Genomic DNA, 22476 nt, shown 5'->3' on the forward strand with positions numbered 1-22476 from the left:
GGCGATGAATGCCCCTGGGAAGAGTTCCGATCAACTCACAACCATCGACGTGAGGTGATGAGAGCAGCCAGCGAGCGACTCCGGTCTGGATCAACCAGCGAAGGGATTGGCGAACAGCAACACCAAGGCGACCACAAGGCCATAGATGGTGAGAGATTCCATAAAGGCAAAAGAGAGCAGCAGGGTGCCGCGAATCTTGCCTTCAGCTTCAGGCTGGCGGGCAATGCCCTCAACAGCGCCGCCTGCAGCGGTGCCCTGACCGATACCTGGGCCGATGGCTCCGAGGCCTACAGCTAGACCAGCGGCAACAACAGACGCGGCGGTGGTAATGGAATCCATGGTTGAACTAAAGGTGTGGGGCGCTAAAACAGCGCGTATGGGGACCGAGAGGTTGATACCAGCGCCAGGGACATCTCGGAGATTGTGAGATGGGCCCGAACAAGCCGGACCTGCGCGCATGGAGTTTGCCAGACCGAGGGGTTAGGCCTGGCTAGATCAGAGTTTGATCAATGGTGCTCTTCTACAGCTTCACCGATGTAATAGGCGGCGAGGGTGGCGAAGATTAGAGCCTGAATGGCACTGGTGAACAGGCCAAGGAACATGACCGGGACTGGCAGGAAGAGGGGAACAAGGAAAACCAAAACCGCAACAACCAATTCATCAGCAAGGATGTTTCCAAACAGACGAAAGGAGAGTGATAAAGGCTTGGTGAAATCCTCCACGATCTTGAAGGGGATCATGATCGGGGTTGGATGGACGTAGTACTCGAAGTACCGCAATCCCTTGCGACTCAAACCGGCATAGAAGTAAGAGAGCGACACAAGTAGAGCAAGTGCCACGGTGGTATTGATGTCAGCCGTAGGAGCACCCAACTCCCCACTGGGGAGGTGGATTAATTTCCATGGGACCAAAGACCCGCCCCAATTGCTTACAAAGATGAACAAGAACAAGGTGCCAATGAACGGCATCCAATCGCGATAAGCCTTCTCACCAATCTGGGTGCGAGCTAAATCACGGATGTAATCCCAGAGGAACTCGAGAAGATTTTGAACACCGTGTGGGTCACGCTCCATCTTGCGTGTGCCCACAACAACAAGGGCAAGAATGGCGCCAATCACAATCCAGGATGTCATGAACACCTGGCCATGGAGCTGAAGATTGCCAATCTGCCAGTAAAGGTGTTGACCCACCTCCAGTTCGGCAAAGGGAAGAGCAATTGGCAAGAAACCCATCAGGCTGGAAATTCGGTGTCGAGAAAACGACGGTTTGAGGAGAAGCCGGCAAACCGGCAATTCAGTTGATCCAGGTTTGGTTCAAGTTCATGACTCAAGCAAAACCTGCAGGATCATGGCGGGCTTATAGAGCAGAAAACCGAGCAGGGCCGGCAGAAGCTCAAGCTGAGGCAAACGAGAAACCGCAAGTACAAGCAAAACGGGAACGAGAAGCTGAAACTTGCTCACACTCTTCGATCCGTTGCCGAGCTTGCCAACGCTGCGAGCTAAAAGTCGCAGGTAGAGAACTCCAGACAAAGCACCGACTAGCACACTGCTAGCGATGTGAAGATCGAAGAAAAGTGCGGTGACGGCCACCGCAAAAGCGGAGACGGTCAACGTTGCCAGTATGTAGCGCCGCTGTAGCTGCGCATAGTCGTCAGATGAAGCCGTAGAAACCACAGCTGACAACTCAGGATCCATAGAGAGCTCAGTGTTAGGGCTAGCCTCCACAGCTGTTTCCAGTCCACCCTGTCCCTCCTTTGGAGGGTCAATTTCAGGCTGGAGCAGCGGGGATGCCAGCAAGGGCGCCGAGGCTCTTGGATAAAGGCCCGCGGAATCTATCATGTAGATGCAACATTTCCAGGCGAAAGCAAGAGCACCTGCCGCCGTTGCAAATCCCTGGCCAAAGAGCTGATCCGCTTCGAATCCCAGCCAAGCGGCAAACATCCGAGAGCTGTATCAGGCGCCGCCTCGATTGCCTTAAGCAACTCAACTTGCTCAACACTTAGCTCTAGAGGAGCCATCTCGAAATCCAGCAAAGACTGGCCAGGCCAGCCCCAGAGACAGATAGAAAGCTTTCCCGTAGCAGCAAGCAACTCCTTATCATCTGTCCAACCCAGGGAGGCCTGTGGCCCCGTGGAGAGGAAGAACTCGAAATGACTGATGTCTGGATCTAGCTGTTCCATCAGTTGCCATTGCTGACGCTGCGGTAACGCCAAAGCCATCTCAAGCAATTCACCCTGCAACAGCCTTACTGGATCCCAAACCTTGGGATTAGAAAAACCCACAAACTCCAAATCAGCTGAAGCGACAAAAGCAAAAAGTCGTTCAAGGTTGTAACTCGTCTCCTGGGGATGGAGATACATATCTGCAAAGTTCACGTCTGCTACGCAGTCGATAGCCCAGCGCTGTTCATGATTAAGCCTGAGGCGGTTGTTCTCAGGCAAGATTGCAAACAGCTGCCGGGCCAATCTCAGGCCCTGCTCATCAGTGCCCACTCCCAGGGACGAAAGAAACCGCTGAATGCGATGAATTTCCCATCGACCAGCTTCGGCATAAAGGAAAAGGTGCAGCAAAGCCCCTGGCTTTAAACGGGATGCCAGAGATTTGAGTCCAGCTTCCGGCTGTCGCAAGTGGTGAAGCGCACCAACGGAATTGATGTAGTCAAATTGCCCCTCATCTTCAAGCTCGAGCAAGCTTTGGTTCTCGATACGAACATGCGCCTGATCGTTGCCTCCGGAACGCTGCAAACGCTCTCGAGCCACCTCCAGCGCGCCGCGGGAAATGTCCACAGCCAGGAGCTCCGCGCCGGGATTAAGATGGGCTAGGTAATCGGTACTAACACCCGTACCGCATCCGGCATCAAGGATTTTTAGAGGCTCACTACCAGCACATTTTCGGACAACAGAACCGGTACAGACCGCATAGGCCATATCCACACACCAACGCCAGTTGTATCCAGGCGGCGGCCCGTCCTGCAAAGGATCTCCTGGGTAAGGGAAGCGGTCATAAAAAGCACTGACAACAGGTGTGGCCTCATCGCACGGCTGAGCAGCAGAGGACATCGAAAGGGAGCTGGCAACAACGCGAGCATTTCATGGCCTCCCCCGAGGAGAGTCAGGACATCCCCTACAGCCATATCCCAAAGCGAAGAAAGCTGAATCGACAAAATCAAACTCGTTTCTAGAAAGAAGATTGTGAAGATCAAAAATCGAACCTATGACATCTCCTGAATGCCCTTGAACTTCTTTTTTCCAATAATGTTTTAAGCAGTTTTTTTGTTGTCAATTAAGACTTGGCAAAGTGCTATTAACACGTCTCAATAGGTCAACTTGACTAAGACCTCCCCTCTTGAGCAGCTCCTCCGTCCTATCCCGCCGGAGTCAAAAACAACGGCAAGGGGCATTACGGCTTAGCCGTAATGATGGAAGCGATCAGTTGTCTTTCTGGCAAAAACGTCTCCCCCTCCCCTGGGCCCTCTGGCCCTCTGAAGGCCGTTTACTACTTACCCTTTTTGCCTTCTGGAGCCTGGCAGGGCTGATGGTGCTTGGCTCAGCTAGCTGGTGGGTAGCCACTCGAGAAATGGGAGAAGGTGCTTATTACCTCAAACGACAACTGATATGGATGGCTGCCAGCTGGAGCCTGCTTGGCCTGGCTGTCTCTACCAGTCTGCGCCGTTGGCTAAAACTTGCAGGACCAGCCCTCTGGCTCAGTTGCTTCCTCGTCGCAGCGACCCTAGTCATCGGTAGCACCGTCAATGGGGCCAGTCGCTGGTTAGTAATCGGCCCTCTCCAGATCCAGCCATCAGAACTAGTCAAACCCTTTGTGGTGCTGCAAGCCGCCAACCTGTTTGCCCACTGGCAGCGCATCAGATCAGATGAGAAATTGCTCTGGCTTGGCATCTTCGGGGCCCTACTTCTACTGATTCTCAAACAGCCCAACCTCAGCACTGCCGCACTGACGGGCATGTTGTTATGGCTGATGGCACTGGCCGCTGGTCTGAGGTTGCGCACTTTGCTGGCAACCGCCATGGCAGGCGGCCTGCTTGGCACAACCAGCATTCTGATCAATGAGTATCAGCGCATACGAGTGATCTCCTTCCTCGACCCATGGCAAGACCCACAAGGGAGTGGTTACCAGCTCGTACAAAGCCTGCTTGCAATCGGCTCCGGGGGGTGGTTTGGCGAGGGCTTCGGCCTCTCCACCCAAAAACTGCAATACCTGCCCATACAAAGCACTGATTTCATTTATGCCGTTTTTGCCGAGGAATTTGGTTTCGTGGGCTCGGTGATGATGTTGCTCTTCCTGATGTTGGTTGCTTTCCTCGGCCTACGGGTAGCTCTGAGTTGCAGAACCAACCAGTCGCGATTGGTGGCTATCGGCTGCACAACGATCCTGGTGGGTCAAGCCGTGATCAATGTGGCCGTGGCCTCCGGCGTGATGCCCACAACCGGCTTGCCCTTGCCAATGGTGAGTTATGGAGGCAATTCACTGCTCTCAAGCGTCATGATTGCCGGTCTTTTGATCCGTTGTTCTCTTGAATCAACAGGGCTCCTTGGTGGCAGATCCCCTCGACAGCGACGTCAGTCGATAGGGTAAATACCGTAATTTGATCCGGCTGAACCGGCTCTACCCATCCCTGCACTGGACCTGGTTCTCTCAGATCTAGCCCGCAACGGTGAGCAAATGCTCAGCCACGGGTTAAGCAATCAAGGTCCGCTCACCCTGGCCCTCGTTTTTGCTGCCGGCTTTCTAACCAGCCTAGGCCCCTGCTCCCTTTCCCTATTACCCGTCACCCTGGCCTATCTGGCAGGTTTTGATAGCAATCAGGCCCCCTGGCGCCGCAGCATCGCATTCTGTGGCGGCATTGTGGGTTCCCTGGTACTGCTTGGCAGCCTTAGTGGTCTGATCGGACGGATTTACGGCCAGGTGCCTGGAGTGGTGCCCACCTTGGTAGCACTGCTGGCGGTAGTCATGGGACTGAATCTGCTAGGCCTCCTAAAACTGCCCCTGCCTGCAGGACCAGATCCAGATCTTTGGCGGCAACGCGTTCCAGCTCCACTTGCACCAGTGGCCGCCGGGTTGGCCTTCGGCCTAGCCGCCTCCCCCTGTACGACACCTGTGCTGGCTGTACTACTGGGATGGATCGCCCAGAGTGGTCAACCTTTGGTAGGAATCGTGCTACTCACCTGCTTTGGCATTGGGCAGGTCCTACCACTGCTACTAGCAGGAAGCGCAGCTGCCATCCTGCCGAAATTACTGGCACTGCGACCATTAGGCCGCTGGATCCCCCCCATGAGCGGAGCCGTTCTACTCACGACGGGCGTTCTCACTCTGTTGGCCCGCTGGAACTGAACCTATGGCCACATTTAAACGCCTTCTTGCCTGGATCTCCGACCTGCGAATAGCCATAGGTTTGCTCTTCGTTATCGCACTCTCAAGTGCCCTAGGTACTGCGATACCCCAGGGAGAACTCCGAGAGAGCTACCTGGAAGGCTATAGCGACAAACCCTGGCTGGGCTTTGTCAACGGTTCGATGATTCTGCGCCTGCAGTTGGATCACGTTTACACCAGCAGCTGGTTTTTAGCGCTGTTGGCCTGGCTTGGGCTTGCACTGATCCTCTGCAGCTGGCGAAGACAATGGCCTGCCCTGCAAGCAGCTCTGCAATGGGTCGACTACCAGGAGCCGCGTCAATTAAGCAAACTGGCCATCGCCGAAACGATCGCAAGCCCACCAAAAAACGAAAGTATCGACAAACTGGCCGCCCATCTCCATCAACAGGGATGGCAAGTTCAACAAAAGCCTGGCAGGCTTGCCGCGCGGCGCGGGATTATCGGCCGAGCAGGTCCAATGCTTGTGCATCTGGGCCTAGTGCTGCTGATGCTAGGTGCCGTCTGGGGGTCCTTGGGTGGAAATCGTTTGGAACAATTCCTCGCCCCGGGGCGTTCCCTCGACTTGTTAAACCGTGATGGGAACAGCCATCTCAAACTCACCCTGACAAACTTTGGAATTGAAAGAGACCCAGCGGGTCGACCCGAACAGTTTCGCTCACAACTAGAGCTGCTTGAGCCTGGTCAAGACACTGCCAAGCTGCACGAAGTCAGTGTCAACCATCCACTGCGCTTCCATGGCTTAACTGTCTATCAAGCAGACTGGTCTCTAGCTGCCATCACACTGCAACTTGGCCGCAGCCCTCAGCTGCAGCTGCCTCTGCGCACTTTCCCAGAGCTTGGTGAACAGGTCTGGGGGCTCGTACTACCAACCAACCCTGATGGCAGCGAGCCAGTCCTTCTGAGCCTCACCAGCGAAGCAGGGCCAGTACAAGTGTTCGATGCCACCGGTGAGCGATTGGCCAGCCTGCGACCAGCAGGTCCAACGGCAGAAGTGAAGGGAATACCAATCCGCGTCGTCGATGTTCTACCCGCCAGCGGCCTGCTTCTCAAGCGCGATCCGGGCGTGCCTCTGGTCTACATCGGTTTCTTGATCACCCTGGTGGGTGGGGGGCTGAGCATGATTGCCACTCGCCAACTCTGGGCGGTAGGCGACTCTGAGAATGAATGCCTACACGTTGGCGGTCTCTGCAACCGCAATCTGACCGGCTTCGCTAATGAGCTGCCCAGCCTGCTTGCAGCAGCAGTACCACAGCAATAAGAATCTATATTTACAATATTGCCAATATTTTTTTAATTCTCTGACCTTAGATCAACCAGCACAGGGAAAGCCAAATAAACCTAGATTAGTATAAAACGTTTTCATTTAAATGGTTATTCCAAAACAATTTAAATCTTGGCCTTACCCTTTCTTTAAGCATGCCTTAAAGGAGCATTCTTCTTGGTTGATGATTTTCAAATCACACTCTTACCTTCAAAAGTGCCTCCGCACCAATCTTATTTTCTGTCAATCCATTATTACCTTTCCTACCATCACCATAGTGATTCAAGGTGCAAATATTATGAAGTTCTGCATTGTAGTCGTTATTAATTGCACCGTCATTGATCAACAAGGGATTGCTAATGCTTGAGAATAGTTATTCTGCCGCCTGAGTGTTCTATAGTGGCATGATTTACATAGCAATCTTCAATGCAATAAGAATGCAATAAGCATTTTCGCCTGAAACACTTGGATCAGTATTAATTGTACTGCCAGCATCATTTTGACGAGGTGTAAGTGGCTTGCTCGCCATCATCAAGCCATAAGACTCTTTAGCAAAATTACGCTATCAATCTAACTGGGCATAAAACCAGCCACATCTATTGCTTAAGTGACTAGCAGGGCTGACGACTGCCATGGCTAACCCGCACCACCGTATGCACATTGCCGCGCGGATTGAAATCTGCTTCTAATTGCATCCAGACCGGATTACAGGCGACAACCAAATCATCAAGGATCTTGTTTGCGGCCTCCTCATGTGAAATCGTGCAATTCCGATAGCTATTCACATAGAGCTTGATCGCTTTGAGCTCAATCACTCTCGGGCCTGGCTGATAAAGCAGACGTAGCACAGCAAAGTCGGGATACCCAGAGAACGGACATTGACAGGTGAACTCAGGCAACTCAATTGAGATCTCATAGGGCCGCTCTGGCCTCGGATTGTCAAAGCAGATCAGCTCACCCTCTGCAATCACCCGTTCGCCATAGAGGGTTTTAGATGCCTGCGCTTGAGTACTGCTCACGGGGATGGAACGATGCCTAAAACGGACCCTAGATCTCTACTCCTAGCTCGGTCTTAGAGGAGAAAGAGTCTGCTTCGGAGTCAACGCAAGCCGCAGCAACGCTCATCAAAGCCCCAATTTAAGAAACTCTTCAGATGACAAAGTCGAAAATGTTCACTATGAACAGCGTGATCGCTGTAAAAAGGAATTGAAGGACAAAACGTTGAGCTAGGTCATCGCATCGTCGTTGATCCATCAGCCGGAAGTAGCCCTCCGCAAGGCGAAGCAACGCTCCTTTCCACGAAGCGGCACCTCTGCCATCAAGGCAAGAAACCCCATCCCTTCGAGGCTCATCCCATGACCACTCAAGAACGCACCTATCGCGGCGTCACCTACAAGACTGCTGACCACGAGCAGCCCAGTAACAGCGCCGTGAAGCATGTCTACCGCGGACAGCGCTATGAGGCTCCCCTCAAGCATGACGCACGACCTGCTGATACCGAGGTGGAACTCAATTATCGCGGCCAGGTCTACCATCACCGCCAAAATGACGCCGCAACAAGCTGCAACAGCTAAATCGGTAACAACAGCAACAACCCAGGCCCGTTGAAAAAGCCCTAATGGGTTCACTCACGGGCCCAGTTCATGGACATCTGGTTAATCGGTACTGGTGACAGCATCCAGATCCGCCCTGCCAGCATCCACGGAATGCTCTGGCTACAGACCCATTTTGAAGATGCCCACTGGGATGCGCTTGCTTCAAGCCAAGTCAGACTTCCTCAATTGGACGCGGAAGCCCTTTCCCAGGATGCAAAGAACGCAGGAATGAGCCTCGGGCATCTATCTGCCCTATCAGTTCCAGGCCGTTTCTGACACACTTCCTTTATCTCTGAACGAGCAACATCAAGCCGTCATGAAGAAAGTCGAGGCGATTGTCCGTCCCTTCAAGCTTGAGGACGTCAAGCTTGCATTAGTCAATGCCGAGATCATCGGCATGACTGTGAGTGAAGTGAGAGGCTTCGGACGCCAGAAAGGCCAAGTTGAGCGCTATCGGGGCTCGGAATTCACGGTTGAATTCCTGCAGAAGTTAAAGGTCGAAGTAGTCGTCGACGACGACAAGGTGGAAGCTGTCGTGAACGCCATTGCAGAAGCTGCCAAAACAGGCGAAATCGGTGACGGCAAGATTTTCATCTCTCCAGTGGATTCCGTAGTACGTATCCGTACCGGCGAGCGTGACAGCAAGGCCCTCTAGGCCAACGTCTGAGCCACAAGTCTTTCAAGAACTGGAAGATCTACGAGGGTCTCGTCCCCCAGCCAGAGCAGGTATTCATGATTACCCGCTGGCCCAGTGATCGGAGAGGCGATAAGTCCCTTGGGCCACCAACCCAAAGACCTTGATGTATCGATCACGCTCTTCAAGGCATCCACATGGGCCAAGGCATCCCTGACCACTCCACCTTTACCCACCCGCTCACGCCCAACCTCAAACTGGGGCTTCACCAGCAGCACTGCCTCCGAGTGGTCTGGCTTAAGTAGTTTCTTGATGGCAGGCAGCACAAGCCGCAAGGAGATGAAGGCAAGATCAGCAACAGCAAGGCTCGGCAAAGGCTCCTCAGCCCCGTAGAGCTGATCAGGGCTGAGGGTGCGCAGGTTGGTGCGCTCTCTGAGCACCACACGAGGGTCGTTGCGCAAATCCCAGGCCGTCTGGCCATAGCCCACATCGATTCCATAAACCCGAGCGGCACCATGCTGCAACAGGCAATCGGTGAAACCTCCTGTCGAGATGCCGCCATCCAGGCACACTCTTCCCTCAACATTGAGAGGAAACTCCCGCAGAGCGCCCAGCAACTTTTCCCCGCCACGAGACACGAATCTCGGTGGCTGCTCCACCTGAAGCTCAAGCTCCTGTGACACCTCATGACCAGGCTTATCAAGCAGCTGGCCATTACCATCTCGCACCTTGCCGGCGCGGATCAGCTGCTGAGCCTGATGGCGAGAACTCGCCAAGCCCTTCATCAGCAGCTGCAGATCAAGACGCTGTTTGTGGGACATTTCGTCATAAAAGCAGACTTGAAAACGAAACAAAAACCTCTTAACTACCGCAAAAAGCGAAAGCTTCCGAGAAGATCACCGCAACTCGCCCGCAAGGACGTGTCTCAAGGCCAACCTCCACAACCCATAGCTCTCAATCGGTACCAAAGCCGCAGCAATCACCATGTTGTTCCTCAAAAGCAACTCGCCACAGTGCTGGAGCTACTTCCGCCGGGCAGCTTTGTGACCCTTGAAAATCAACCCAACGATCTACCGCCATTCCAATTGATCCAATGCAAAGGTGGCCGTTGCTGGGTACGGCAACAGGCCTGGGGGCAACATGTTCATTGGGAAGTTGAACACCGCCGACTCAAGTCAGCCTGAATCCAAAGACTTAAGTTCAAGAATCAACCGCCCATCTGTGAGCCCTTGATCGAGCGCTACACACTGCCCGAAATGGGCGAGATTTGGACCGACAGGGCCAAGTATCAAAGCTGGCTAGATGTAGAGATCGCCGCTTGTGAGGCCAACTGTCAACTGGGGAAGATCCCAGCGGCTGAAATGCAGCAGATTCGTGAACGCGCAACCTTCGAACCACAGCGCATCTTGGAGATTGAGGCAGAGGTTCGCCACGACGTCATCGCCTTCCTGACCAACGTTAATGAACACGTAGGGGATGCCGGCCGCTACATCCACGTCGGCATGACCAGCAGCGATGTGCTGGATACGGGTCTGGCCCTGCAGTTAAAAAACTCTGTGGCATTGCTACAACAAGAACTGGGCAGCCTTCAAGAGGCGATCCGCAGCTTGGCAGTGGAGCACAAGGGCACAGTCATGATCGGCCGCTCCCATGCCATCCATGGCGAACCCATCACCTTCGGTTTCAAACTGGCCGGTTGGCTAGCAGAAACAATGCGCAATGCCGAGCGACTGGAAAGGCTGGAGAGGGATGTGGCTGTAGGCCAGATCAGTGGCGCCATGGGCACCTACGCCAATACCGATCCAAAGGTTGAGCAGCTCACATGCGAGCGCCTTTGCCTCATCCCAGACACCGCTAGTACCCAGGTCATCTCTCGCGATCGTCATGCGGACTATGTACAGACCCTGGCATTAGTGGGGGCGTCTCTAGATCGATTCGCGACAGAGATCCGCAACTTGCAGCGAACCGATGTACTGGAAGTGGAGGAGAGCTTTGCTAAAGGACAAAAGGGAAGTTCGGCGATGCCACATAAACGCAACCCGATTCGGGCTGAGCGGATTAGTGGTCTTGCAAGGGTCCTACGCAGCTATGTCGTCGCAGCACTCGAAAACGTGGCCCTCTGGCATGAGCGTGATATCAGTCACAGCTCCACTGAGCGAATGATGCTGCCGGATTGCTCCGTCACACTCCACTTCATGTTGCGAGAGATGACCCAAGTCGTGCAGGGCCTTGGTATCTACCCAGCAAACATGCGTCGCAACATGAATATCTATGGCGGCGTGGTGTTCAGTCAGCGGGTGCTATTGGCGCTTGTTGAGAACGGCATGAGCAGAGAAGATGCCTACAGTGTTGTCCAGCGCAACGCCCATGCTGCGTGGAATACCGAAGGGGGTAACTTCCGCGCCAATCTTGAGGCCGACCCTGAAGTATCGACCCTTCTCAATGCCAAGGCGCTAGCCGAATGCTTCAGCACAGAGCTACACCAAGCCAACCTGGACGTGATCTGGCAACGGCTCGGACTCTGAATCCGATGTTCTGGACGTCTAAACCGATTGGAATGATTTGAGTCGTTTAAGTCTCGCCAGACTTTTTACCATCATTGAATGGGTTCTAACGCGCTCTCAAACCCCACAAATCCAGTGAAGGTCAATGTGATCTGCTTCTACCCCTTGCCGACAACTTGATGGCTGACCTGATGCGTATCGAACACGACAGCATGGGCACTGTTGAGGTGCCCGCTGGGGTTCTCTGGGGTGCACAAACCCAGCGATCGCTCCTTAACTTCGCCATCAGCACAGACCGCATGCCAGTCGAACTAATCCATGCCTTGGCATTGATCAAACAGGCTGCCGCCAGCGTGAACTGTCGCCTGGGTGTGCTCGATGAAGTCCAGCGGGATCAAATTATCAAGGCCGCCTCTGCTGTTGCATCCGGTCTTCACGACGATCAGTTTCCACTGAGGGTGTGGCAAACCGGTAGCGGTACCCACACAAACATGAATGTCAACGAGGTGATTAGCAACCTGGCGTCTCAGGCAAACGACGAACCCCTAGGTAGCCATAGGCCGGTGCATCCAAACGATCATGTCAATCGATCCCAGTCCACCAATGACGCCTTCCCTACAGCTATACATATCGCCGCAGTCCAGGGGATCACCAAAAACTTGCTGCCTGAACTGGAGCGATTGATCGCAGCCTTTGCCCGAAAAAGCGATGCCTGGAGTGACATCATCAAAATCGGTCGCACTCATCTACAGGATGCCGTACCTCTCACCCTTGGTCAGGAGGCCTCTGCGTGGCGGGATCAAATTGCCTCAGCCCATAGTCGTATTCAGTCAAGCCTGATAGAGCTCTACCCCCTGCCGCTTGGAGGCACCGCCGTGGGGACTGGCCTCAACGCCCCAGCTCGCTTCGGTCAAGAAACAGCTGCGCAACTTGCCAGCATCACAGGCCTGCCATTCAGCTCAGCGAAAAACAAGTTCGCCGTGATGGCGAGCCATGACGGGTTAGTGAATGCAATGGCTCAGTTGCGCATGTTGGCGGTTGCCCTTTTCAAGATCTCCAATGATCTGCGCCTACTGGCCTGTGGCCCAAGGGCCGGCCTGGCAGAGCTGCATCTACCTGAGAATGAGCCGGGAAGCTCGATCATGCCTGGGAAAGTCAACCCCTCTCAATGCGAGGCCATGGCCATGGTCTGTTTACAGGTCATCGGGCTTGATTCAGCCGTGACCATGGCAGGTGGGAGTGGTCATCTCCAAATGAACGTCTACAAACCCCTGATTGGCTTCAACCTGCTTCACAGCATTGAATTGCTACATGACGCCTGCCGCAATTACCGGCTGGCAATGGTGCAAGGGATTGAACCAAACCGAATCAAGATCCAGCATGATCTAGAGCAATCGCTGATGCTAGTGACAGCTTTAGCCCCAGAAATCGGTTACGACAAAGCCAGTGAGATTGCCCACCTCGCCCATGAGAAGGGATTCAGCCTGCGTGAAGCAGCACTAAAACTCGGCTATGTGAGCAAAGAAGACTTCGATCGCATTGTTAATCCGGCATTGATGACATCTGCTCGGCTGTGACCCCCCGATGACATCAAATTCTGGCGAATCAAGAAGCATCCAGAGCCAGAGTTCCGCACAGCAACGAATCAGCAATCTTCATGGTCAAGCCCAGCGCGCCCGCCGGGGTTGGCGACCCTGGATGCTCTTTCTAGTTTGCTCCCTTTTCTATCTCTACGAGTTCTTCGCACGAGTCGCACCGGGCGTCCTACAACCCGAATTGATGCGAGTCACCGGCTCGAGCCAAGGAGAGTTTGGTCTCGCCATGGGAATGTATTTTCTCGCATACGCTCCTTCACAGCTTCTTGTAGGCCGCCTTCTCGATCGCTTCGGAGTCCGTGCCGTCGTTGTCCCAGCGGCACTTGTCGTAGCCCTGGGTTGTCTGCTCTTTGCCAGCACCAACAATGTGGTGGTGCTGGGACTAGGGCGCTTGATGCAGGGATTGGGCAGTTCAGTTGCTTATCTCGGCGTCATCTATCTCGCCATGATCTGGTTCCCGCCAAAACGCCATGGGATGGTCCCGGGTTTAACCGTAGCGATGGGCACTCTGGGCGCATCTTTCGCTCAATACCCACTTCTGATTCTGACGAAGTCATGGGGTTGGCGCGTCCCTTTGCTGGTTTGTACAGGGGCGGGTCTGATCATCGCTCTCATGCTGTGGAAACTCCTACCCAAGCGCCCCAATTGGTTCGTGGAGTTGATGCGAGAAGACGGGTTTGATCCAAAGAGTCCGCAGCCACTCGCGAGTCTGATCAAGGAAATCATGCGCGACCGGAATATCTGGTGTCTTTCTCTCGCCGCAGCAGGTTTATATCTCCCGATCTCAGTGATTGGCGATCTTTGGGGAGTGACCTTCCTGCACATCCACTCAGGTTTGTCGACACGGCTATCGAGTTTGCTCACCACTCTCATCTTCATTGGTTTCGCCGCCGGAGGAATTGCAACTGGGCACTTATCCGATCGCTTGAAGCGCCGCAAGATTCTTTTTGTCACTGGAGCAATCTTGTCGTCCGTGATCGCCGTTGCGATTGCCTTGACGAACTCAGCCCCGCTTTGGTTGACCGCGATGTTGATGATCGCGCTCGGATTGACAACAGGTTCCCAGCTGCTGGCTTTCGTGATGACGGCCGACGTGGCAAAACGTCATAACCGTGCGGTCAAACTAGCTTTCGTGAACTTCGTTGTCATGGTGCTGCCAGTCTTCATTCAGCCCGCTGTTGGCTTCCTTGCTCAAGTAGGGGTTGCTAAGGGCTTGGTCCCATCCCCGGGCCAGGAGCTCCAAGGCTATGGTCTCGTTGTGGTGCTGATGTTCATATCAACAGGGCTCTCCCTCTGCGTAAAAGATACGAAACCGCGCAAGGAGAAATTTGTCATCGCCCACTAACTAACCAACCAGAACTCGCCTGATCAAGCCACCCGCTCTGTAGCAGGATTGAGTTCTTCGTCAACTGCAGCCGCATTTAACAGATCCTCTGCCTCACACACAGGGAAGCGATTGATCGCTTTCAGTGCCAAACGTGCATTACGACGCAACTGCTCACTGATCGCCTCGCAGTAAGGCACCTGTGCGAGCAGGTCCACCGTGCGGCGGAGGATCCGCACGACATCGCCCTCATCCAGTGACGTATTAGCAATCAGATCACTCCAGGCTGTACCACGGGCCCAGGCATCGACCAAACCCATCAGCTCAGGCTCCCACCAAGCGGGAACAACCACTTGGCAGCGCTCCTGTGCCCGCAAGAGCTCTCGGCGAATACCTGCTAGATCATGGAGGGCCTCCTCCGCACTCGCCGGTGGTGGGTAGCCACTCCAAAGATCAGGACGATTGACCTCCGTGCTGATCGCCTCGAACACCGCCGCCAGATTGGCAGGGTGCAAGTCATCCAAATGGCCACTCATCAATGAAAGACCCAGCCAAAGTTCGTTGTCGCCCCGCATCGCCGCCACAGTGCGTCCAATCTCCGTGGGTTCCAAATCATCAAGACAACCAAAGTGCTGCAAGATCTCGATCAAACTCAAAAAGGTCTCCCAATGACGGTTGGCCCTCTGGTGCAGCAACTGCTGACGTTCGCAGATCTCAAGCTCAAGCTCCTCCATACGACGGCGATGTTTCTTGAGCTGTTTGCGATCCCCCCAACGATGAGCCGGTTGCTGCTCTAACTCTTCCTCAAGACCACGAACACGCTGCGCCTGGGCCAACACCTCACCGGCCAGGTCGTACTGGGGAGTCGTCATGTCGTGACGCTTGGCCATATGGGCGACAGCAAGAGCAAGGCTTCCACTGTGCTGATCCCCATGGCGAAGTTCACCAGAGCGCTGCAGATCCGGCTCATTCATTTCAGTCACTTGCAAGCAGCTCAATTCCGCATGCAGACTGACAACCGCCGGACAGGGCAGCAGTAGCCAAACGTTCTCATCGGTTAGGCAAAGCAGAAGTGGAAACTGACCTGGGCCCTCAAGCTTGTCGACGATCACAGCTGGAGTGACACGTCCCCGCAACTGGGGAGCCTTCAGGCTCACCAACGTGCCAACACTGGCAAACTGCAAAGCCAGGGTGAGCTCATTGGCCAAGGTCTCCTCAGCCTGTTGCTGCAAAATCCGCAACAAACGCCGCTCCTCACGCAATCGACTGCGTCGCTTTTCATAATCCTCAAAGTCTTGCCAGGGAACATCACCAGCAACTCCCTGCAGTTGCCCCAGCTGTAGCCGCAGTTGTTCCAGCGATTCCTCCTCGTACACCAAATCCAGGCTGGCTAAATAGCGACCAAAACTGCGTTCTACAAGTTCCCTTGCCTTCTTGAGGTCATGGCGCTGCAACAAGTTCAATACCATGCCGTAGCTAGGGGTGAACTGACTCACAAGAGGATCTGCTGGGCTGGTGGCCAGCTGGCCTGCCTCACGCACGCCCTCGAAACGACTTTGCACTGTGACCACATAACCCTGAGAATCCAACCCGCGCCGCCCGGCACGGCCCGCCATCTGTAAAAATTCACTGCCCATCAGTGGTCGGTGGCCACGCTCAGTGCGCTTCGACAACGCTGAAATCACAGTGCTACGTGCCGGCATGTTGATCCCTGCCGCAAGTGTTTCAGTAGCAAACACCACCTTCACAAGCCCCTGCTGAAACAACTCCTCAATCAGTTCCTTCCACGCAGGCAGCACACCAGCATGATGAGCAGCAATGCCCCGCAGCAGGGCATCAGCATGGATGCCATCACGAACAGCCTCTGGATTGGTCTCGCTATAGGTTCGAAGACGCTGGCGAATCTGCTCTTGCTGAGTCGGTGAGACCAGACACTGAGAGCCAAGATCCTTAACGGATTTATCACAGCCACGACGGCTGAAGATGAAATAAATCGCCGGCAACATTTCGCGCTCCGCCATCTGCGCAATTACAAATCTGATGGGCGGTGGTTCTGGCTGAGGGGGCTTAGGGGAACGCCCCTTGCGCTTGTGCCCCTTAGGAGCACGCCACACCTTGCTGTTGGGATGAAGTCCTGTGCCCGCATCGTTGAGCAAAGGATGCAATCCCTTAGCACTGCAGAAGCTGAACTGCAGTGGTACAGGCCGATAATCGCTGAACACCAACTGTGTAGGGCCATGCACCCGCTCGATCCAGTCGGTGAGCTGTCCAGCATTGGCCACCGTTGCAGAAAGCGCCACCAATTGCACAGATGCTGGACAGTGAATGATCGACTCTTCCCAAACCGTGCCCCGTTGAGAATCATTCATGTAATGGCACTCATCGAGCACCACGGCTTCCACGTCAGCCAACGGATCGTCAGCCTGGTCTGCTTCCGCATAAAGCATGTTGCGGAAGATCTCGGTGGTCATCACCACAATCGAAGCCTCACGATTAACGCTCAGATCACCGGTCATCAGCCCCACGTTCTGCGAACCAAACTGTTCACGGAAATCGCGCAACTTCTGATTTGAAAGAGCCTTCAGAGGCGTGGTGTAAAAAACCTTCTGCCCATGGGCAATCGCCCTATGGATGGCATATTCGCCCACCAATGTCTTACCGGATCCCGTAGGAGCACTAACAACCACAGAATGTCCATGATTCAGTGCGGCAATAGCCTCAAGCTGGAATTCATCCAGCGGAAAAGAAAAGATCGCGAATGGATCCAGTTCAAGCTTGGCGACGTCGGAAGCAGTCGTGACGTGCGCCACTGAACTCATGATTTCAATCCTAAAGAGCCCTGCAATCCACTTCTGGCAATCGTTGGCATTGACACCAGCCAGCATGCCAAAAAGGCAAAATCAAGCCAAAGAAGCCATCCTGAACTGCGCAGGGCTTGCAGACTGGACCCATGCAAAGCCAGCCCACAGCACGTCGCCGCCAGCTGCGCACCTGGCGGCCAGGGCCAGGGCCAGCTGAGCTCAAACCAGTGTCACCTCAGGGGAAATCAAAACCTCTACTAGATCTGGCAAGCAACGATTACCTAGGCCTATGTCGGCATCCTGATCTGATCGAAGCCGCCGGAGCGGCCTTGCATTCAGAAGGTGTTGGAGCAGGTGGATCCAGGCTAGTCACTGGTAGCCGGCCAGTGCATGTTGCGCTGGAAGAAGCCCTCGCCGACTGGCTAGGTCGCGAGCGGGTCTTACTTTTCCCAAGCGGGTTCCAAGCAAACCTGGCCGCAGTGATCGCACTGGCCAACCGCAATACCCCAGTACTGGCTGATCGCCTAGCTCACCATTCTCTATTGATGGGTGTCAAAGCAAGTGGCGCCAGGCTGCAGCGTTATGGCCACAACGACCTGGCAGACCTTGAGCGGCGCCTCAAGCTCTGCCGGCATCATCAACCGCATCAACGGCCGCTTGTAGTCACCGAAAGCCTATTCAGCATGGAGGGGACCAGTCCACCGCTCTCAACAATGGCCGAGCTCTGCGAAGTGCATGGTGCCAGGCTGCTCGTGGATGAAGCCCATGCCCTGGGTGTCATCGGTCCTCAAGGGCGAGGTCTTTGCCATGGGCTCTCTGCACCAGTTTCAATCATCAGCGGCACCTTCGGCAAAGCATTCGGTAGCGGTGGTGCCTTCTTGGCTGGTGATTGCGCCATGGGCGATCACCTTCTGCAAACCAGTGGCGCCTTTCGTTACACCACAGCACTGGCACCGCCTTTAGCAGCGGCAGCTCTCACTGCCCTAAACCTGATCCAATCTCACCCTCAATGGGGCAAGCAACTGCAAGAGCGTGCCGAGCAATGGCGTGGTCAATTGACAGCTAGAGGATGGGCTCGCCCGCCTGGATATGGACCCATCCTCTCTGTGGTGATCGGTTCCGACCAACAAGCTCTGAATCGCCAAAGTCAACTCGAGGAAGCCGGCCTCCTTAGCGTGGCCATCCGTCCTCCCACTGTTCCAGAAGGCACGGCGCGCCTTCGGCTTGTGCTGCGCAGGGGGCTACCCGATGAGACATTGGAACGGCTGATGAGCGCCCTTGAAACTGGATGAAAGAGGTAATCGCCATGCACGGATGGTGTGGCGATAGCAACACCTGGCAGCTTTGGGCCCGCCATTTTCAAGCCCATGGCTGGTTGTGGCAAAGCCAAGAACAGGGCTACGCAACACTGCCACCGCTTCAACCCCAATGGCATAACGCCCCTGAACCACAACCAGAACAAAGGCGGGTGGTGGTTGGCCATTCTTTAGGCCCACACCTACTCGCCAGCGAAGTGCTTGCGCAGGCCACCGATCTGGTGCTACTGGCAAGCTTCGGGGGTTTCTTGCCCAAAGGGCCAGCAAACCGGGCCCTACGCACTGGCCTAAAGGGCATGCAAGAACGCCTCGGCACAGCAACTGAAAGCGCCATGCTCCAAACTTTCCTGGCGAGGGCCGCCCAGCCAATGCCCGTTAGCGCCTTGCCAGCGGGACCCATCCAGCAAGGCCTCTCAGCAAACGGCCGCAAGCAACTGCAGGCTGATCTCGAGTTACTCATCAAAACTGATGGTTTACCAGCAGGACTTTCTGCCAAGGCCAGGGTGCTGTTGGTGGAAGCGGCGCAAGACGCAATCGTGGCCCCCGCTGCACGAATCGCCTTGAAAGAAGCCCTGCTCAACCATCTACAAAGCCCCCCTTGCCATTGGATCTTGCCTGAAGCGGGGCATGCCTTGCTGATACCCGGACTCATTGAACGCGTGCACAAGTGGCTGGAGTCAGCCCCTTGAGCAATCGCTGGTCAAAACAAGTGTTGAGCAACTTTGAGCAAGCTGCAACCACTTACAACAGCCAGGCGCAATTACAACGTGCCGTTGCCTGGAGGCTCGCCAGACAGTGTGCTCGGCAGCCCATTCCAGCAGGGTTCTGGGTAGACCTCGGTTCAGGTACAGGCCTAATGGCAGATGCTCTGGAGGCCTGCAATCCCCAGCAAGCTGTCCTCCGCGTGGATGGCTGTCCCGAGATGCTGAAACATCATCACCACTCCAGCCAAACATTGCTGTGGGATCTCAATCTGGGCGTTCCCTCATGGCCCCAACTACCTATTTTGCTGGCCTCGAGTTTTGCCCTTCACTGGCTGATTAACCCTTTAGAACGACTACATGAATGGATGGCCGCTCTCACTCCTGAAGGCTGGCTGGCATTGGCTCTGCCAGTCGAAGGAAGCTTCCCCCAATGGCACCAAGCAGCAGCAACAGCAGGCGTGAGCTGCACAGCTCTGCCATTCCCCTCCCAAGCGTCATTGCTTGATGTGCTGTCCAGCAATAACATCCGCCATCAACAGCTACACCAGTTCACCCAACAGAGTCCTGAAGTCTTTCAGCTCTTGAAACCAATGCGCCAAATTGGTGCCCAGGCCAGCCCTTGCCCAACCATGGGGGTTGGCAACTGGCGCCATCTCAAACAAGCCTGGCCACGTTGCCAGAAAAGTGGAGATGCACAACTCACATGGCTGATCCAACTGCTTTTAATCCAGCGATGACTGAGGCAACGACTCCTCTAATCGTCTGCGGCACAGACACCAACGTTGGCAAGACCGTGGTGAGTGCATTGCTAGTGCAAGGATTAGTTGCCACCTACTGGAAGCCAATACAGAGCGGCCTAGAGGAAGACGGTGGAGACCGCAATAGGGTTTGTCGACTCCTTAATCTTCCCGCCGAACGTTGGCACCCAGAGGTCTATAACCTCCAGGCCGCAGTATCACCCCACTGGGCCGCAGAACAAGAGAACTGCTGCATCAACCCCGATCAACTTGTATTGCCTGCTGTATCTGGTCCTGTGGTGATAGAAACCGCTGGCGGCCTAATGGTGCCACTCAACCGTCAATGGCTACAACTCGATCAACTCGAACGTTGGCAACTGCCGCTAATCCTCGTTGCACGCAGTGGCCTGGGTACCCTCAACCACACCCTGCTCAGCCTTGAAGCACTGCGCTTGCGCAATCTGAAGGTCTTAGGTTTGGTTCTCAATGGTCCACCCCACCCAGACAATCCAAAAACTCTGGAACAATTTGGTGGTGTTCCAGTCATCGCTCAGTTGCCTCACTTACCCAATCTCACCGCAGCAACACTCGCAGAGCAGTGGCATCTGCAAGATCTGAGCCTTACCTTCAAACGGCTACTGAAATCCTGGAGTCAAGTTCAATGAACAAGCGTCAGTCATGGGCCTCAGTTGGAGCTGTTCTTCTCTGTGGAGGAATCCTTGTGCTATTCACCGACATTGAAGTCGGCATGGTGCGCTGGATCAACTGCGGCCCCCTCGCTACACAGGGGGAACAACAAAGCGAGGCCTGCCGATGAATCACGCCCATCTCATCCATGCAACAACCTGAAGCAGGTCAAAAGGATGGATGAATTGAATTCAAACGCAAATCTCTCTGCAACAACAACGACAAGCCTTAGCGAATTCAGCATTCCTTCTTGCTCAGTCAGCACATCTACAAACGTGTCCCAAAAGCAATAAAACCAAATCAGCAGAATAGATCAACTACAAAGTGAATCACAATCATCTACAGCAGAACGGCTCAAATGCCTTTCAAGACATCATTAAAAAGAAGCTTGAGGAACGCCTTGCAATAGCTTAATACAACTCAAAGCACCACTTTGACAACAAGGATTTCATCACTTAATTAAAAGCACTTGCAAACCATATCAAAACCCTCAAAGTGCAAATGGTGGTGCAATCACCAAGCAATACTTCCAGCCAAAGGATTGCAAAGAGCGATCGTGATCGGTTCAGGCCGCAACATCACGATCCAAGATGGCAACACAATCCCATCGGATCATGGATTGCTTCGATCCACTAGCCGCCCCAAACGCCAACAACTGGCATCCCCATCTCTGGCCTCCCTTCACTCAGATCGCATCGGCATCACCACCGCAACGTGTGATCGCGGCAGATGGAGCGCTGTTGATGCTGGATGGTGCACCTCCCCTGATTGATGCAATCAGCAGCTGGTGGGTCACCCTTCATGGCCATGCCAATCCCAACATCGCCGCTGCCATCGCAACCCAGGCACAGCAACTGGAGCAGGTGATCTTTGCTGACTTCATTCATCCCCAGGCAGAACAACTGGCAGCGCGCCTCAGTGCCATAACAGGCCTTCAACGCCTGTTTTTCTCCGACAACGGCTCTACCGCCGTGGAGGTTGCGCTCAAGGTCGCTTGTCAGTTCTGGCACAACCGCGGCGAGCCTCGGCAACAACTCATCGCCTTCAACGGGGCCTACCACGGCGACACGTTCGGGGCGATGGCAGTGGGGGAGCGCAACCTATTCAGTGCCCCCTTTGAGGAGATGTTGTTTCCAGTAGCACGGGTGCCCTGGCCCGCTACTTGGTGGGGCGATGAAGAGGTTGAAACACGTGAACGGATTGCTCTAACTGAACTGGAACGATGCCTTCAAACCCCAACAGCAGCAGTCATCTTGGAGCCATTAGTCCAAGGAGCAGGCGGCATGGCCATGGTGCGAGCGGAATTCCTACAAAGAGTCGAGCAACGCGTACGTGCTGCGGGAGCCTTGCTGATTGCTGATGAGGTTCTGACTGGTTTCGGACGCTGTGGAGCCCTATTCGCCTTCAAGCGTGCAGGGCTTGCTCCCGATTTGATCGCTTTATCGAAAGGACTCACCGGGGGATTTTTGCCCATGGGCGTCACCATGGCCCGCGAAGAGGTGTTTGAGGCCTTCTTAGGAGATGATCCATCTCTCACCCTCTGGCACGGTCATAGCTTCACTGCTAATCCCCTAGGTTGCGCAGCCGCAAACGCAAGCCTCGATCTACTGGAGGCCAACCCAGAAAGCTACGACAACTTTGAGGCTAGGCATCGACCTCATCTCGAAGCCCTAGCTGAACATCCAAAGGTGCAGCAACCAAGACTGACCGGCACCATCGCCGCCTTCGACCTCGCGATCGACGGAACCTATGGCTACCTCAATCCAGCAGGACGAATCGTCAAACAACAAGCCATCAACAATGGTGTCTTCCTGCGGCCTCTAGGTCAGGTCGTTTATCTGCTGCCTCCGCTCTGCCTCAATGACGCTCAGCTTGAGCAATGCTATGCAGCCATCCATTTAGGCTTAGAAGCCCTCTGAGTTCAAGCGCTC

General features: G+C 54.6%; 23 protein-coding genes and 1 riboswitch. Of the genes, 16 read left to right on the top strand and 7 right to left on the bottom strand.

Annotated elements, in window-relative coordinates; translation table 11 throughout:
• Positions 1-90 precede the first annotated feature (90 nt).
• The 4 genes from atpE to SIB80_RS11645 all read right to left on the bottom strand — a co-directional run bounded on the left by atpE (position 91) and on the right by SIB80_RS11645 (position 3058).
• Positions 91-339, bottom strand: coding sequence for an ATP synthase F0 subunit C (gene atpE / locus SIB80_RS11630; RefSeq protein ID WP_011130839.1), 249 nt, complete (start codon positions 337-339; stop codon positions 91-93).
• A 167-nt stretch (positions 340-506) separates the two neighbouring features.
• A complete protein-coding gene (gene atpB, locus SIB80_RS11635) occupies positions 507-1232 on the bottom strand; it encodes a F0F1 ATP synthase subunit A (protein WP_011130840.1) in 726 nt (241 codons plus the stop codon).
• An 87-nt stretch (positions 1233-1319) separates the two neighbouring features.
• A complete protein-coding gene (locus SIB80_RS11640) occupies positions 1320-1838 on the bottom strand; it encodes a H+-transporting ATP synthase (protein ID WP_011130841.1) in 519 nt (172 codons plus the stop codon).
• Complete coding sequence (locus SIB80_RS11645) at positions 1835-3058, bottom strand: class I SAM-dependent methyltransferase (protein ID WP_063419550.1); 1224 nt, start codon at positions 3056-3058, stop codon at positions 1835-1837. The genes SIB80_RS11640 and SIB80_RS11645 overlap by 4 nt, the downstream gene beginning before the upstream one ends.
• A gap of 286 nt (positions 3059-3344) precedes the next feature.
• Here SIB80_RS11645 and SIB80_RS11650 point away from each other — a divergent pair, with 286 nt between their 5' ends.
• The 3 genes from SIB80_RS11650 (at position 3345) to SIB80_RS11660 (ending at position 6645) form a co-directional block, all read left to right on the top strand.
• Entirely contained in the window at positions 3345-4592 is a 1248-nt protein-coding gene (locus SIB80_RS11650; protein WP_063419551.1) for an FtsW/RodA/SpoVE family cell cycle protein, read from the top strand.
• A gap of 87 nt (positions 4593-4679) precedes the next feature.
• Entirely contained in the window at positions 4680-5348 is a 669-nt protein-coding gene (locus SIB80_RS11655) for a cytochrome c biogenesis CcdA family protein (RefSeq protein ID WP_205909685.1), read from the top strand.
• Between the two features lie 4 nt (positions 5349-5352).
• Positions 5353-6645 carry a cytochrome c biogenesis protein ResB gene (locus SIB80_RS11660; protein ID WP_063419552.1) on the top strand — a complete coding sequence of 431 codons (1293 nt, stop codon included), beginning with the start codon at positions 5353-5355 and terminating at the stop codon, positions 6643-6645.
• Positions 6646-7259: 614 nt separating this feature from the next.
• On the opposite strand, the gene queF is transcribed toward SIB80_RS11660, so the two are convergent.
• On the bottom strand, positions 7260-7667 hold the full coding sequence (queF, locus tag SIB80_RS11665; protein WP_063419553.1) for a preQ(1) synthase: 408 nt from the start codon (positions 7665-7667) through the stop codon (positions 7260-7262).
• 198 nt (positions 7668-7865) lie between these two features.
• Positions 7866-7941, top strand: a riboswitch (Glutamine riboswitch).
• Between the two features lie 62 nt (positions 7942-8003).
• Between queF and SIB80_RS11670 the strand changes: the two genes are divergently transcribed.
• From SIB80_RS11670 to SIB80_RS11680, 3 genes are all read left to right on the top strand, one after another.
• Positions 8004-8222 carry a DUF4278 domain-containing protein gene (locus SIB80_RS11670; protein WP_074160138.1) on the top strand — a complete coding sequence of 73 codons (219 nt, stop codon included), beginning with the start codon at positions 8004-8006 and terminating at the stop codon, positions 8220-8222.
• Positions 8223-8291: 69 nt separating this feature from the next.
• Positions 8292-8519 (top strand): hypothetical protein, encoded by a 228-nt coding sequence (locus SIB80_RS11675; RefSeq protein WP_041384564.1) that lies wholly within the window; start codon positions 8292-8294, stop codon positions 8517-8519.
• 40 nt (positions 8520-8559) lie between these two features.
• Complete coding sequence (locus tag SIB80_RS11680; protein WP_011130849.1) at positions 8560-8898, top strand: P-II family nitrogen regulator; 339 nt, start codon at positions 8560-8562, stop codon at positions 8896-8898.
• On the opposite strand, the gene SIB80_RS11685 is transcribed toward SIB80_RS11680, so the two are convergent.
• Positions 8895-9698 (bottom strand): TlyA family RNA methyltransferase, encoded by an 804-nt coding sequence (locus tag SIB80_RS11685; protein WP_063403566.1) that lies wholly within the window; start codon positions 9696-9698, stop codon positions 8895-8897. The genes SIB80_RS11680 and SIB80_RS11685 overlap by 4 nt on opposite strands.
• An 18-nt stretch (positions 9699-9716) precedes the next feature.
• Here SIB80_RS11685 and SIB80_RS11690 point away from each other — a divergent pair, with 18 nt between their 5' ends.
• The 4 genes from SIB80_RS11690 to SIB80_RS11705 all read left to right on the top strand — a co-directional run bounded on the left by SIB80_RS11690 (position 9717) and on the right by SIB80_RS11705 (position 14321).
• Complete coding sequence (locus tag SIB80_RS11690; protein ID WP_205909697.1) at positions 9717-10061, top strand: hypothetical protein; 345 nt, start codon at positions 9717-9719, stop codon at positions 10059-10061.
• Between the two features lie 45 nt (positions 10062-10106).
• Positions 10107-11402, top strand: a complete 1296-nt coding sequence (gene purB / locus SIB80_RS11695) for an adenylosuccinate lyase (protein ID WP_063415905.1) — start codon at positions 10107-10109, stop codon at positions 11400-11402.
• A gap of 158 nt (positions 11403-11560) precedes the next feature.
• Positions 11561-12958 carry a class II fumarate hydratase gene (fumC, locus tag SIB80_RS11700; RefSeq protein ID WP_063419555.1) on the top strand — a complete coding sequence of 466 codons (1398 nt, stop codon included), beginning with the start codon at positions 11561-11563 and terminating at the stop codon, positions 12956-12958.
• Between the two features lie 7 nt (positions 12959-12965).
• The gene (locus tag SIB80_RS11705) at positions 12966-14321 is read left to right on the top strand and encodes an MFS transporter (protein ID WP_236066009.1); all 1356 of its coding nucleotides are present in this window, start codon (positions 12966-12968) and stop codon (positions 14319-14321) included.
• Between the two features lie 23 nt (positions 14322-14344).
• Here SIB80_RS11705 and SIB80_RS11710 read toward each other — a convergent pair whose 3' ends face one another.
• On the bottom strand, positions 14345-17119 hold the full coding sequence (locus tag SIB80_RS11710) for a DEAD/DEAH box helicase (RefSeq protein WP_063419556.1): 2775 nt from the start codon (positions 17117-17119) through the stop codon (positions 14345-14347).
• Positions 17120-17250: 131 nt separating this feature from the next.
• Here SIB80_RS11710 and SIB80_RS11715 point away from each other — a divergent pair, with 131 nt between their 5' ends.
• The 6 genes from SIB80_RS11715 to bioA all read left to right on the top strand — a co-directional run bounded on the left by SIB80_RS11715 (position 17251) and on the right by bioA (position 22464).
• Positions 17251-18393 (top strand): aminotransferase class I/II-fold pyridoxal phosphate-dependent enzyme, encoded by a 1143-nt coding sequence (locus SIB80_RS11715; protein ID WP_063419557.1) that lies wholly within the window; start codon positions 17251-17253, stop codon positions 18391-18393.
• The gene (locus SIB80_RS11720; RefSeq protein WP_063419558.1) at positions 18390-19106 is read left to right on the top strand and encodes an alpha/beta hydrolase; all 717 of its coding nucleotides are present in this window, start codon (positions 18390-18392) and stop codon (positions 19104-19106) included. Before SIB80_RS11715 ends, SIB80_RS11720 begins: the two co-directional genes overlap by 4 nt.
• On the top strand, positions 19103-19858 hold the full coding sequence (locus SIB80_RS11725) for a methyltransferase domain-containing protein (protein WP_063419601.1): 756 nt from the start codon (positions 19103-19105) through the stop codon (positions 19856-19858). Before SIB80_RS11720 ends, SIB80_RS11725 begins: the two co-directional genes overlap by 4 nt.
• Positions 19825-20523 carry a dethiobiotin synthase gene (gene bioD / locus SIB80_RS11730; protein WP_236066010.1) on the top strand — a complete coding sequence of 233 codons (699 nt, stop codon included), beginning with the start codon at positions 19825-19827 and terminating at the stop codon, positions 20521-20523. The genes SIB80_RS11725 and bioD overlap by 34 nt, the downstream gene beginning before the upstream one ends.
• The gene (locus SIB80_RS11735) at positions 20520-20675 is read left to right on the top strand and encodes a hypothetical protein (RefSeq protein WP_169190010.1); all 156 of its coding nucleotides are present in this window, start codon (positions 20520-20522) and stop codon (positions 20673-20675) included. Before bioD ends, SIB80_RS11735 begins: the two co-directional genes overlap by 4 nt.
• Positions 20676-21135: 460 nt before the next feature.
• Positions 21136-22464 (top strand): adenosylmethionine--8-amino-7-oxononanoate transaminase, encoded by a 1329-nt coding sequence (bioA, locus tag SIB80_RS11740; protein WP_063419560.1) that lies wholly within the window; start codon positions 21136-21138, stop codon positions 22462-22464.
• The last annotated feature ends 12 nt before the right edge of the window (positions 22465-22476 follow it).

It is taken from the genome of Prochlorococcus sp. MIT 1327 (genome assembly GCF_047304785.1).
In the GTDB taxonomy this organism is placed as follows: Bacteria; Cyanobacteriota; Cyanobacteriia; order PCC-6307; family Cyanobiaceae; genus Prochlorococcus; species Prochlorococcus marinus_D.